This is a genomic window from Flavonifractor sp. An112 (assembly GCF_002161085.1).
In the GTDB taxonomy this organism is placed as follows: domain Bacteria; phylum Bacillota; class Clostridia; order Oscillospirales; family Oscillospiraceae; genus Flavonifractor; species Flavonifractor avicola.
Map to the genome: position 1 here is coordinate 279,299 of NZ_NFLU01000001.1, position 13,840 is coordinate 293,138.

The 13,840-nt window shown below is 59.0% G+C and carries 9 protein-coding genes and 1 riboswitch; of the genes, 7 read left to right on the forward strand and 2 right to left on the reverse strand.

Annotated elements, in window-relative coordinates; all coding sequences use genetic code 11:
* Positions 1-10: 10 nt before the first annotated feature.
* A complete protein-coding gene (locus tag B5E56_RS01290) occupies positions 11-2,329 on the reverse strand; it encodes a polysaccharide pyruvyl transferase family protein (RefSeq protein WP_087387974.1) in 2,319 nt (772 codons plus the stop codon).
* Positions 2,330-2,602: 273 nt separating this feature from the next.
* On the opposite strand from B5E56_RS01290, the gene B5E56_RS01295 reads away from it, so the two are divergent.
* From B5E56_RS01295 to B5E56_RS01320, 6 genes are all read left to right on the forward strand, one after another.
* A complete protein-coding gene (locus B5E56_RS01295; protein WP_087387976.1) occupies positions 2,603-3,556 on the forward strand; it encodes a radical SAM protein in 954 nt (317 codons plus the stop codon).
* Between the two features lie 4 nt (positions 3,557-3,560).
* Positions 3,561-4,805, forward strand: a complete 1,245-nt coding sequence (locus B5E56_RS01300) for an adenosylhomocysteinase (protein ID WP_087387978.1) — start codon at positions 3,561-3,563, stop codon at positions 4,803-4,805.
* 93 nt (positions 4,806-4,898) lie between these two features.
* Positions 4,899-4,995, forward strand: a riboswitch (SAM riboswitch).
* A gap of 74 nt (positions 4,996-5,069) precedes the next feature.
* A complete protein-coding gene (gene metK, locus B5E56_RS01305) occupies positions 5,070-6,251 on the forward strand; it encodes a methionine adenosyltransferase (protein ID WP_087387980.1) in 1,182 nt (393 codons plus the stop codon).
* Between the two features lie 144 nt (positions 6,252-6,395).
* Entirely contained in the window at positions 6,396-8,936 is a 2,541-nt protein-coding gene (locus B5E56_RS01310) for an RNA polymerase sigma factor (protein WP_143383108.1), read from the forward strand.
* Between the two features lie 120 nt (positions 8,937-9,056).
* The gene (locus B5E56_RS01315; RefSeq protein ID WP_158098634.1) at positions 9,057-9,563 is read left to right on the forward strand and encodes an RNA polymerase sigma factor; all 507 of its coding nucleotides are present in this window, start codon (positions 9,057-9,059) and stop codon (positions 9,561-9,563) included.
* Between the two features lie 31 nt (positions 9,564-9,594).
* Complete coding sequence (locus B5E56_RS01320) at positions 9,595-10,842, forward strand: WG repeat-containing protein (protein WP_087387986.1); 1,248 nt, start codon at positions 9,595-9,597, stop codon at positions 10,840-10,842.
* 198 nt (positions 10,843-11,040) lie between these two features.
* On the opposite strand, the gene B5E56_RS01325 is transcribed toward B5E56_RS01320, so the two are convergent.
* Positions 11,041-12,084: a LacI family DNA-binding transcriptional regulator gene (locus B5E56_RS01325; protein ID WP_087188257.1), complete on the reverse strand. Its 1,044-nt coding sequence runs from the start codon at positions 12,082-12,084 to the stop codon at positions 11,041-11,043.
* 373 nt (positions 12,085-12,457) lie between these two features.
* Between B5E56_RS01325 and B5E56_RS01330 the strand changes: the two genes are divergently transcribed.
* Positions 12,458-13,834 carry an ABC transporter substrate-binding protein gene (locus B5E56_RS01330; RefSeq protein WP_087387988.1) on the forward strand — a complete coding sequence of 459 codons (1,377 nt, stop codon included), beginning with the start codon at positions 12,458-12,460 and terminating at the stop codon, positions 13,832-13,834.
* Positions 13,835-13,840 lie beyond the last annotated feature (6 nt).

The window sequence follows — 13,840 nt, forward strand, 5'->3', positions numbered from 1 at the left end:
TTTCCATCCGTTATTTCAGGATCTTGCGGATCTTCTCTTTCATCTTGGGGGTGAGAACCTTGGCCGCCGCCCGGTAAGGCAGCGGAGGCGGGGTCAGGTATTTCTGCTCCACCTGCTCAAAGGGCATGGCGGCAAAGGCAGCGAAGAAGGCCCCACGCTTGGCGTTGTGGGTCAGAGGAGAGGCCAGCCGGGGATTGCCCGCCACAGCCTCGGCCAGAGGCCGCTCCACCTGGCCCAGCTTGTCCGCCAGAGCGTCAAAGACCTTCTGTCCCTTGGCGCTGTTGACCAGAACCAGAGAAACACCCTTCTCCCGGTCAGTGGGCAGCTTCAGCTTGGGGTCAAGGCCCCAGAAGTCACCCAGAGTCAGGTCCGCCGGACGGCTGGCGCTGGTATACCGGCACTTGGCACATACCGGCCGCAGGAAGAGCTGCATCCCGAAGCCCCGGCCAAAGGTGGTACGATGGAGGGGGGTAGTGGTGCTGCCTCCGTCGGCAAAGCGGACCGTCATATGGGAGTGGGACCAGCCGTGGGCCTTGTCCCGGAACCGCAGCCCGGTGACCGGCGCGCCGTGCTCCATCCCCAGCTTTTTCAGATAGGCCTGGAACACCGCCGGAGAGGGTACGCCGTTACACACCAGATCGCAGGTGAGCAAGTTGTCGTAATCCCGGCCCAGGTAATGCTTCAGACCGTCCACCTGGCAGGCAAGGCCGGTAAAGAGCACCGGCTTACCCGCCTCCAGCTGTTCTTTCACCTGATGGAAGGTTTCCCCAAGATCGCTCTGAACATACTTGGAGCCCCGCATGGCGGCCACTTCCTCCATGGAGGCGGCACAGGTATGGCGCACTGCCATGTAGCCGTCAAAGGCAGCGCCGTACACCACGCCTCCCTGGTCCAGTACATGGCCGGCCAGCAGAGAGAACACGCCGCCGGAGGAGCTGCCCGAGCGCACCTCGTCATTTTTGTTCCACACCCCGTGGGCGCAGTTGGGATCGGGGCCCTTTACCGGCTCAGTCAGGGCGGGACAGGCGTTTTCACACTTGCGGCAGAGGATGCACTTCTCCCCCACCACAGGCCGCAGGAAGCCCTCATGGTCGGGTTTCATCTCAATGGCCCCAACCGGGCAGACAGCGGCACAGGCGGTGCAGCCGGTGCAGTCCTCCGCCTTGCACAGATTGGGCTTGGCCCGCTCCTGGGCCGCGCCCATTTCCTCCGGAAGAGCGGTGCCCTCCACCGCCGCTTTCAGATAGGCCAGGGAGTCCGCCCGGGCGGCCTCCAGCTTTTCGTAAACCTGGTCATAGTCCATCTTGGCGTCGATGGGCGCAGTAGTATCCAGACCGATGATGCGGTCGGCGCACCCCAGCCGGGAGAGCAGGCTGTAGATCCGGGAGAAGGTGGGCTCCCGCCGCTCCTTGGGGGACATGGAGGTGAAGAAATCCTTCTTGAACTGGAGGGAGAAGGCCGCCCCGTGGAAGGAGTTGGTCACCACTGCGGCGGCGTGCTGGAACAGGCCCAGGAACTCCCGGGGGCCGGCGTCAAAGACGATCTCCTTGGCCCCGTCGATCTTCCGGCGGGCTCCCGCCAGCTGGACGATGGGCCACCCCGTCTGTCTGGACAGCGCCTGGGCATAGGGGGCCGCCTCTCCGGGATCGGAGACAAAGTAACACAGGATGTAAGGCCCCTGGTGTCTGGGGGCCGCGGCCAGCTTGCCCCAGTCCTCGCCGTTCAGCAGCAGGGTGGGGTCCAGCACTACCCGGGCCTCCCGGCCGGCTGCCTGACGCACCAGCACCTGGCCCCGCTTCTCACGGACCGACAGGGCGGAGAAGGGTGCCAGAAAGCGCTTCAGCTCCGCTGCCTTGTCCTCCGGCAGTTGGGGCACGCCCAGGCTGGGGGCATAGGCAATGCGGCGGCCCTCCTGCACAAAGTCCAGCAGGAAGGCGGGGTCAAACTGCTTGGTCTGGAAAATGTAAGGATTCCAGATCTGATCGCTGCCCGACACATAGACATCGTAGGCCGGAGGCGCGTCCTGAAGTTGTCTGAAATCGGTATACCGCTGGGGAGACAGCTCCATCTCCTCCGCCACAAAGGCCTCAAAGCGCTGGAACCGGCGCTGGAAGGCGGCGTAATGGAGGGCGGTATGGGCGTCTGACGCCATATCCCGCACAGAGGTGCTCTTCTTGAACAGCTGATTGGTGCGGGTGGTATGGGGCAGGCGGTAATCAATGATCTGGCACTCATGCCCCAGGCGCTGAATGGCCTTCATGGTGGCCAGGGCCTGGAGCTGAGCGCCGTAGTGATGAGCAAAATGGAATGTGATAAGACCGGTGCGCATAGGCTCACTCCTCGTTTGCAGGCTATCCGTAATGATTCTATTTAGTATACCACAGGAATGGGCTGTTGTATATCGTCAGAATGGAAATCCGCTGCTTTCATAGACATTCCGCTCCTTCTGTCGGAAATATTGACAGGATTCCCATTTTGTCTATGGCATTGCGGACGTCAAACCGGTATGATATGCTATAGATTATTATGGACAGGCTGTCCCCTGCCCTTTTTGGGGGACGGGCCTTCTTCTTACTACAGGGCGAAAGGAGGGTATACATCAATGAGCATTCCGGCCCGGCTCAAGGCGTTTGGCATCTCCAAAGCCTTGGATTATCTGGATCGCGACCCGGATGCCAACCTCCCCAGGCTGATGGAGTGGCTGGACAAATACGCTGGGGAACGACTCTCTCCTCCCTATCAGGCGTTGTTCCACCAGGTTATGACCGACCCGGACAACAACTGGCACCAGTTGATCCGCAGTATGTATACCGATATTGATAATAGTATCCTGAAAAAGATCTTTGAAAACTTTATCATTCACGGCCACCTGCTGGATTGGCCGGCAAAAAAAGAGTCCGGTCAACTTGGGCAGTCCGAGGCACCCTGGTCGGTGATCATTGACCCCTCCTTCCCCTGCACCATGGACTGCACCGGCTGCGGCGCCTCCATTTTCGGCGTGCGCCCCTCCATGGAGTTCGACAGTTTGGATGAGGAGCTGGAGGCCCGCAAGGCCAGAGGCTGCCACCTGTTTATTTTCAGCGGCGGCAATCCCCTGGCCCGCCAGGAGGAGATCATTGCTCTGTGCAACAAGCACACCGACTGTGTATTCGCCGTGTTTACACCGCCCACCTCCATTACCCCCTCACTGTGTGAGGATTTGCTGCGGGTACGCAACCTCTTCCCCGCCATTCAGGTGGATGTGGACCCGCTGGACGCCGAGCGTGCCTCCGTACTGCTGCGGACGCACAGGCTCCCCTTTGGCGTGGCCTGCCGCTGTACGGCGGAAAATGCGGATCGGGTAGCCACTGAGGAGTACTACGATCGGATCATCGGCAGCGGAGCCAAGTTCTGCTGGTTCTTTACCTGCCCCGCTTACGGCGGGCCAACCTCACCCACCCAGGCGCAGCTGCTGGACCTGCACCAGCGGGTCCAGGCTTTCCGGAAAACCAAGCCCCTGCTTACCCTTGATTTCTGGGACGGGCCCAGCCCCTCAGCGCCCCCCCAAGGAGGTTAATGACATGAGTATTGTAAAAGATCCTTCCCTGGCCCCCTCTGGACGCCGCAAAATCAACTGGGTGCGGGACTTTATGCCCGCTCTGGGCGGCATCGAAGCCCGTTTTGAAAAGGAGAAGCCCTTTGCCGGTCTGCGGGTGGCCGTATCCGTCCATCTGGAGGCCAAAACTGCCAATCTGGGCTATGTGCTGGCCAAGGGCGGCGCTCAGGTACATCTGACCGGCTCCAACCCCCTGTCCACTCAGGACGACGTAGCCGCCGGTCTGGCCGATATGGGCGTAGAGACCTTCGGCATCCACGGCGCTATGGGGGAGGACTATGAGAATCTGCTCATTGAGACCCTGAAGTTCAAGCCTCATCTCATCATCGATGACGGCGGTGATCTGGTGGATCTGCTGGGCGGCAAGTGCGCCGATCTGGGCGAAAACCTCATCGGCGGCTGCGAAGAGACCACCACCGGCATTCTGCGCCTCAAGGCCCGGGAGCGGGAGGGCATCCTGCCCTGCCCCATGATGGCGGTCAACGACGCCAAGGCCAAGCACTACTATGACAACAAGTACGGCACCGGTCAGTCCGTGTGGGACGCCATCATGCATACCTCCAACCTGGTGGTGGCCGGCAAGACCGTGGTGGTGGCCGGCTACGGCTGGTGCGGCAAGGGCGTGGCCATGCGGGCCGCCGGTCTGGGCGCCAACGTCATTGTCACCGAGGTGGACCCCTTCAAGGCACTGGACGCCACCATGAACGGTTTCCGGGTCATGCCCATGGATGAGGCCGCCAAGTACGGCGATGTCTTTGTCACCGTCACCGGCTGCAAGGACGTCATCACTCCCCGCCACTTTGCCGTTATGAAGCACAACGCCATCCTCACCAACGCCGGTCACTTCGACTGCGAGGTGGATGTGAAGGGACTGGCCGAAATGGCTGTCAAGCGTGAACTGCGCCGGGATAACATTGAGGGCTTCACCCTGCCCGACGGCCGGGTGCTCAACGTCATCGGCGAGGGCCGCCTGGTCAACCTGGCTGCCGGCAACGGCCACCCCGCCGAGATCATGGATATGTCCTTCTCCGTCCAGGCCCTGGCTCTGGAGTGGCTTCTCAAGCATCAGGACACCCTGGAGAAGAAGCTCTATCAGGTGCCCGCCGAGATCGACGACGAGATCGGCCGGGTCAAGCTGGCCGCCATGGGTTTTGCCATCGACAAGCTCACCCCGGAGCAGGTGGACTATCTCAATGGCTGGAAGGCCTGAGGAAGCAAGTTCTTCTAACTCTATACAAAGCCCGGTTTTTGTCTATTGAAAAAGTGGGAAAAAGTCGATAAAATACCCACAGTCAATTGAATAGCCTTATCGAGAGTGGTGGAGGGAACGGCCCGATGAAGCCCGGCAACCTGCTTTGCTGCAAGGTGCCAAATCCGGCGAGGAAATCGAAAGATGAGGATGGAAGAGCCCAATGCGCTCCGCCGTCCGGCGGAGCGCGTTTTTGCTCCAGCTTAGAAAGGAAGGTAATTACCAATGGCAAACCGTCTGTTTACCTCGGAGTCCGTTACCGAGGGTCACCCCGACAAAGTGTGCGACCAGATCTCCGACGCTGTCCTGGACGACATCCTGGCCGCCGACCCCACCGCCCATGTGGCCTGTGAGACCTTCACCACCACCGGCATCGTCACCGTAATGGGCGAGATCACCACCAGCCACTACACCGACATTCCCTCCATTGTCCGCCGCACCGTGCAGCGCATCGGCTACACCGATCCCGCCTACGGCTTTGACTATCGCTCCTGCGCCGTTATGACCGCCATTGACGAGCAGTCCCCCGACATCGCCATGGGCGTCAACCAGTCCTTTGAGCACCAGGAGGGCGGCACCGACGCCGCCGACCTCATCGGCGCCGGTGACCAGGGCATGATGTTCGGCTATGCCTGCGATGAGACCCCCGAGCTGATGCCCGCCCCCATCTCCATGGCCCACAAGCTGTCCCGCCAGCTCACCGACGTGCGCAAGGCCGGCAAGCTGAAGTGGCTCCGCCCCGACGGCAAGAGCCAGGTCACCGTGGAGTACGACGACAACGGCAAGGTGCTCTCCTGCCCCGCCATCGTGGTGTCCACCCAGCACGACCCCGATATCGCTCTGAAGGACCTGCGTGAGGCCGTGGTGGAGGAGATCATCAAGCCCATCATCCCCGCTCAGTACATCACCAAGGACACCAAGTTCTACGTCAACCCCACCGGCCGCTTCGTGGTGGGCGGCCCTGTGGGCGACACCGGCCTCACCGGCCGTAAGATCATCGTGGACACCTACGGCGGTTCCGCTGCCCACGGCGGCGGCTGCTTCTCCGGCAAGGACCCCACCAAGGTGGACCGCTCCGCTGCCTACATGGCCCGCTACATCGCCAAGAACCTGGTGGCTGCCGGCCTGTGCCGCAAGTGCCAGATCGAGCTGGCCTACGCCATCGGCGTGGCTCACCCCGTCAGCGTGCTGGTGGACACCTACGGCACCGGCGTCCTCTCCGAGGAGAAGCTGTCCGCTATCGTCAACGAGTGCTTTGATATGCGTCCGGCCAAGATCATCGAGAAGCTGGACCTGCGCCGTCCCATCTACGAGCAGACTGCCGCTTACGGTCACTTCGGCCGTACCGACATCGATCTGCCCTGGGAGCACACCGACATGGTGGAGAAGCTGAAGAGCTATCTGTAAGCTTTCTAAAAAGACCTGCCATCCGCATTTTGCGGATGGCAGGTCTTTTTATTTTTTGCGCTCTGATTTCCAGCACTTGTCCCATTTTCCAGCTTATGAGATAATACATAAATAAAGCTTCTCAGGAAAAGGGGCGATGTGTTCATGGAGCAGGACCGGAAGCTGCTGGTCCTTCTGGACCGGGATCCGGAGCAGGGCATGGCGGACTTGATCGAAGGGTACAGCGGCCTGCTTTGGTCAGTATGCCGCACCTATCTTCAAAGTGCCGAAGATATCAAGGAGTGTGTCAACGAGACCTTCTCGGAATTCTACTTACAGAGGGACCACTTTGATCCCAGCAAGGGCACCCTGAAAGGATACCTGGCCGTCATCGCCCGGCGGTGTGCCATCCGCCGGTACCAGGAAAATTGCCGTTGGGAGCGTTCCTCCTCACCACCGCCGGAGGAACCAGCGGACCCCTTCGCACATATAGAACAGCAGGATGAACTGGAGCGGGCCCTGTCGGAGCTGGACCCGGTAGACCAACAGATCATCCACCTGAAATATTACGGCGGACTGACGGCCCGTGAGATCGCCGCCTCCCTGGGCCTGCCCTATGAGACGGTGAAAAAGCGGCAGCAGCGCAGTCTGAAAAAGCTGCTGCGGGCGCTGTCCCTGGGTCTGCTGGTGGCCCTCATCCTGGCCGCGCTGGCTGCCTGCGCCTACATGATCCTGCGCCACTTCGGCTTCGTGTCCGGCTACGGCGTTGACTCCGATCCTCAGGCCGGCACCTACATTCTGGAGCAAAGCGCTGTCATTCAGGGTGAGCTGTACGAGATCCATCTGGAGGACGCCTATTGGCAGAACGGCTCCTTCCTGGCCGATCTGAGCCTGTACGGCCAAACCAGTCCCTACCTCACGCCTCTGGATATCTCTCTCAGCGGCCTGGATAACCTCCAGCCCATCTCCATCAGCCAGAACGGGCTGGACGTTCTCGGAGCTTACTCCCTGCGGCTGATCTATGAGGGAGATCTGCCGCAGTCCTCCGCCTCCTCCCTGGAGCTGATTCTGACCCTGGATGGTACCGACCTGCCCATCACCCTGGTGGCCGCGGAGGAAACTGCCCTGGAGCAGGCCGGATTCTACTCGGTGACTGAGGCCGACGGCGGCCTGCTGGCGGTGCCCCGGCTTGAAAATGGGGAGCTGGTGGTCTCCATCCACCCGCTGAACACCGGCCCATTCAAGACCTCTCCCTCCCTGACCAAAGGGATCTGGAGCGACTACGGAGGACCTCAGTTGCCTATCACCGTTACCGCGCCGGACGGCACCGTACTGGAGGGCGAGCCCGCCTCTTATTCTACCTTCAATGGCGATACCTATCTGGACTGGTATTTCGGCCCTGCTGAGCCGGGGGATTATGTGCTCAACGTCCCCTATGTCTATCAATATCCAGCCGCCGGTACAGACTCCCCCACGGTACAGCTGTCCCTCTCTGCTTCTGACGGAGCACCGGCCTCCCTCTCCCTGCCCGGCGGTACGCTGACTCTGGATCGCCCCTTCTCCATTGACGACGTCACCGCCTACTGTAGCACCATTTCCCACTCCTATGACGAGGCTGGCTACACCTGGTGGGCTACGGAGGCCACCTGGGAGGGAGAGGACCCGGAGCGTGTCCCGGCAGCCATTCCGGTATTGGAGGACGGGGCCGGCACTGTGATACTGAACAATACGACCTACCACAATGTGGAGGCCGGTCTATGGACAGAGCCGGTCTATGATTCGGACGGGCAATATACCCAGTTCCGAGGCTATGTGGTAGGCACACTGAACGGGCTGGATCAGGCCACCCTCTCTCTGCCTGCGGAAAAACTCTGTTACCGCTGGAACCACCCCTTCACCATTTCCATGACGGTACAGCCGGAACCGGAGCGGCCTTCCTATACCGGCACATCGGGAAACTACAGCCTTACCGCCACGCCACGCCGGACCGACGGCGCAGTGGTTCTTAATTTGTCCCCCGCCTCCTCCGACAAATATATGATTCCCACCAGCACGCTGACCCGCAGCCCATTGACTGCTCTGGGCGCCACGGACGCGCCCATTACCCTGACGGCCGCCGACGGCACCGTATATGAGGGAGAATATCAGCCCGGACGGCAGAACGACGCCAGTGACTGGAACTTTGGAGACATCCCCGCCGGGGATTACACCCTCCATGTCCCCTACCTCTACCTGACGGCGCCGGAAAGCTGGCATATGGCCATTCCCCTGCCCCAGCAGCAGGGGCAGGTTCTGCCTGTGGGACCGGTCTATACCTGCTTCTCAGGCCGGATCGAGCTGTCATCCATCACCGGGATAGGGACCGACCCGTCCATCCTGGAGCAGTTTGCCGCCGCCGTCATCACTTACCCCTCCGGCGGAATCAACCAGCCCCAGGAGGCCCCTCTGGTATCCCGGCTGGACCTCTCCCTCCACTCCGACATGGAGGACTATACCCTGGTAGATGTGGGTCTTCAGCTCTTTTTGACCGACGAGGCCTACTTTTCCGGCGCCTGCGAGCGACAATATGTCTTTGAGGAGGGTGAACCCCGGCTGACCAGCCTGCTGCTGCGCCACGCACCCGGCCTCTATGCCACAGACCTTACCTTTACCGATCCTGTCTTACGCTGGAACCACCCCTTCGATATCCCCGTCACCATTCCATAGTACCTCTATCAGATCCGCCTCCTCCCCCATTGGAAGGAGGCGGATTTTTCCCAATCTTTTGTCCATCTGTCCCCTTTTTCCCTTTTGCCTGCAATTAGTATGTGGAAGGGAGGGACACACTTGGACGATCGACAGCTGCTGGAACTGTTGGATGCTGATCCCATTGCAGGTATGGACCTGCTGTGGAAGCGCTACGGGGAGCCGGTTCGCTTTGCCGCCGCTCAAAAGCTGGATTGCGACGAGGATATTCATATTTGCGTGCAGGATACCTTTTCTGACTTTTATCTGCAAAGAAAGCAGTTCGATCCGGAAAAAGGAAGTCTGCGAGCCTATCTGACGGCCATCTCCGAGCGCAAAGCCATTCGGCGCTGGAGGCAAAATCAGCAGCAATGGCTGGCAGCACAGTCGGCAGACCCACCTGATGATCCCATCGCAGTCTGGGAACAACAGGAGCACTTCCGTCAGGCGCTGGCCCGGCTCCCCGAACTGGACCGTGAGATCTTGCAGCTGAAATACTTTGAAGGACACACCATCAGAGAAATTGCCATTCGCTTGAATATCGACTACGAGCGGGTCAAAAAACGGGCCCAGCGAGCCCTGAAAAAGCTACCCCAATTTCTGGAGTAAGCCACCCTATCTGAAAAGGAGATCTGACACTATGAAGCGCACAACCGGAAAAGTTTTTGCACTGACAGCGCTGAGCAGCCTGCTTCTGCTGGCCTCCGCCTGCGGACAGTCCTCCGGCCAGTCCCCCTCCGGCTCCGCCAGCGGATCGGAGCCGGCCGGCGGCAACGCCTCCTACACCGACACCTACGATCCCGACGCCCTGTTCCAGTACGGCATGACCCCCGCCAAGGACAGCGAGACAGGAAAATACGGCTACAAAAATCTCCAGGGGACATGGGTAATCGAGCCTCAGTATACCTTTGCCCGTGATTTCCAAGTCAACGGTACCGCCTTTGTGCGCACCGGCAGCAACAGCGACGAGTTCCGCCTCATTGACCGGGAGGGCAACTTTGTCTCGGACTATATCTTCATGCGCTTTTTTGACGAGCTGGCCTTCTCCGCCAACGGCATCGCCGTGGGGACGGTATGTGAGGCCGACGGCACCAAACTGGGCACCGGCTACTTCTACCTGGAGGACGGGGAGATCGTCTTTGAGCCCCGGGAGGAAGAGAGCTTCACCGCCTTTTCCGACGACGGTTACGCCGTGGTGGACAACAAGGCCGTCATCAACGATCAGTTTGAGTATGTCATTGAACCCCAGGAGGACTACTATCTGGTCCAGGTATCCAATGGCATGGTGAGCTTTGATTTCAAGAACACCCCGAAGGGGTACTCTGAGTACGGCTACATGGATGTGGAAGGCAATATCGTCATCCGGGGCCTGAGCTCCCGGGGCGGTCCCTTCGCCGACAACGGCATCGCGGTGGTGGAAAACCAACTCATCGACAAGAGCGGCAACGTGGTCTTTGATGTAGCCGACAGCCACTATTCCACCATCACCAGCAACTTCAACAACACCGACTGGGTGGAGGTCTCCTCCCACCTCTCCAGCCGGGGCGGTACCGACTTCAACTTCATCAACGCCGAAGGCGAGACCTTCTTCCCCACCGACGCCTACGAGCACTCCCACATGGACGGCTCCCTGGCCATCAAGAACGGGGTCTATGTGGGTCCGGCGCCCGTCCTCAAGGATGATCAGGGCAACATCACCGGCATTGGCGGCACTGAGGACTACGCCACTGTTGCTGTCAATGAGGATATGGAGATCCTGTATGTCCCCTACGACAAGGGTATCCAGGATGTGAGCGCCTATTATTCCGACGGCTATGCCAAGGCGGAAACCCAGGATGAACAACGTGTGATCGTCGATCTGGAAGGCAATATCGTCATGGAATATTGACGCTGTGCCCCCGGAACTGCCTCCCCGCTGCGGCAAATATCAGACAGTTCCTCTTCGTCTGCTGCTTCCATTCCTTTCCCTTCATTCAGCGGAACATTTCGACTGTCTCTTGCCGCCCCGGAAGTTCCGGCCAGAACGTGCGATAAAAAACCGGCGGACTGCTGTTACAGCAGTCCGCCGGTTTTTATCGTTCAGCCCTCAGATTACATCCACGCCTCCGGCGGTGGCCCGCCGGAACAGGACAGGAGGGACAATTTTATGGACGGGGGCCGACTCCGCCAGCGGCTTTCCCTGTTTGCGGACCTTGATTTGGTCCACCAACAGCTGGACCGCCTCATGGGCCAGCCGGTCCACCTGCTGCCCAACTGTACTGAGCGGAATAATGGCCTCTCTGGACGTGGGCGAGTTATCAAACCCAACGATGCAATACTCCTTGGGCAGATAACCATACCGCCGGATAATCAGGTTCAGCAGGGTGTTGGCCGTAGTATCGTTGGCCATAAACACACCGATTTTCTTGCGGGCGTATTTCTTGTCCCATTCCCTCAGAATGTCCTGCAGGATGGCCTGGTCCTCTTCATAGGACCGGTCCAGCTCCCGCAGAATCACCTCATGAGCCAGACCGTTGGTCTGGCAATAATCCTCAAACCCCCGGATGCGCCCGTAGGCAGGGATGCGGGGATCTGTAGGGGAGTTGATATGGATGAGAATATCACACTGCTGCTCCTCCAGCAGGGCAGCCGCCTGCCGTCCTCCCGCCTCATTGTCGGTATTCACGCTGCACACGAACTGGTCCTCCCGCTCGATGGCCACCACCGGGATCTGAAACTGAGCCAACTCCTGGGAGGAGAGGGTGTGGCTCAATACAATCATGCCCTCGATCTGATAGGAGAGCAGCTCTTTGATGTACCGGCGCTCGCTCTCCTTATTATTGTTGCCGATAAACACCAGGAATTTATAGCCAAAGGTCTCGTAAGTGGCCAGAATCTGGTTGAGCACCTCTGAATAAAAGCGGTGGTAAAACTCGGGGACGATGACGCCGATGAATTCCGTCTTTCCCATGGCCAGAATGCGGGCCACCCGGTTCTCATGGTAATCCAGCTTCTCCAGTGCATCGGAAATGATTTGCTGGCTTTTCTCCGTCAAAGAATCCGGGTCGTTAAAATATCTGGATATGGTTGTCTTGGAAAAATTGGTATATCTGGCAATGTCGTCAAAGGTCACTCTTTTTTTCTCTTCCATATCAAGCCCTTCAATCTGCCGAGGTCATGTACCAATCTGCTTTGGCGCAGACAGAACACACGGCTGGTAAAACCTTGAAGATAAATGCGCGATTTCTTCTCGGAATTGATTGAATTTTATTATAGCAAAGAGAAGAAATGGATGCAATCCCTTGGTCTCGGGGAAGCTGGGTGTAATTGTGCATAATTTCAAGCACTGGAAATGAGGCGGATTTTACAAAAATATTTCCAGCGGGGGAAAAGCATTGACGGAAGCTCATCACAAGGAGTAATATTATTTAAGAATAACCGGTTCCATTACCGGTTACATAACCGGTTTTTATATTCTTTCGTCACAAATTCAAAGAAAAAAAGAGGAAACAGGAGGAGAGACAATGAAGAAACACGCATTGACCAAATTCATTGCGTTGGGTCTTTCGGCTTCCCTGATGGCTGGAATGCTGTCGGGATGCCGGTTCGGCTTTGCCAGCGATCCGGACGACCCCAACGCGGTGGAAGCGGTGGAGCCCATCGATATGTCGGTGGACACCTTTGAGTACGACCCGTCCCTGAGCGGCACCAACATCACCCTGCTCAACTCCAAGGCCGAGATCCAGACCGCTCTGGTGGAAATGGCGGCGGCCTTCGAGGAAAAGTCCGGTGTACACGTGGAAGTCATGCCCGTCACTGACGGCGACTCCCCCTATACCAAAGTAGTCAGCCTGTACAACTCCGGTAATCCCCCCACGCTGTCCATTTTGGACACCACTGACGTCATCGCCCTGGCTGAGGAAAAGGCGGCTGACCTGTCCGACCAGCCCTGGATCGCCGAGGCAGAGGGCTATACCACTGAAATCAACGGCAAAGTGTACAGCTTCCCGCTCTGTATTGAGGGCCGCGGCATCATCTACCACAAGGAAGTCATCGAGGAGACTCTGGGCGAGCCCTTTGATCCCACCACCATCCGGACCCAGGACGACTTTGTGGCCCTGCTGGACCGGCTGGTGGAAGCCGGCATGGAGCACCCCATCTCCCTGGCTATGGAGGACTGGTCCCTGGGCGCCCATCACCTGCAGTACATCTACGAGACCTACGACGGCACCTCCGACGGCGCTGCCGAGTGTATCAACCTCATTAAGGGCGGTCAGCTGGATCTGACCACCTATGACCGTATGTCCCAGTTCCTGGATATGTTTGACATCCTGAAGAAGTACAACGTGGCCTACCGGGACCCCCTGGGCGCCGACTATGACGAGATGGCCATTGACCTGGCCGACGGCAAGACGGCTTTCTGGTTCAATGGCAACTGGGCCTGGCCCAACCTGGCCGAGGCCGACGCCGAGGAGGACGACGAGTACGGCTTCCTGCCTTACTTCATGAACAACGACCCCGACGACTTTGTCAACCAGCAGATCCAGGCCTCTCCCTCCAAGCAGATCATGCTGGACGGCATTGTGGCCACGGAGAAGGAGCAGGCCGCGGCCAAGGAGTTTTTGAACTGGATCGTGTTCAGCGAGATCGGCCAGCAGATGCTGGTCAAGACCTGTAAGATCATCCCCCCCTTCCAGAACAACCCCTATGAGCCTTCCGATCCCCTGAGCCGGGATATCTACAGCCGGGTGCATGAGGGCAAGGCCTTCAACGCGTCCGCCATTGTCCCCAACGACCACTGGTCCGTCCTGGGCGCCGCCCTGCAGAAGTATCTGGCCGACAGAAGCGACCGGGCGGAGCTGATCGATTCCATCGTGGCCTACTGGGACGAGCAGCAATAAGGAGGA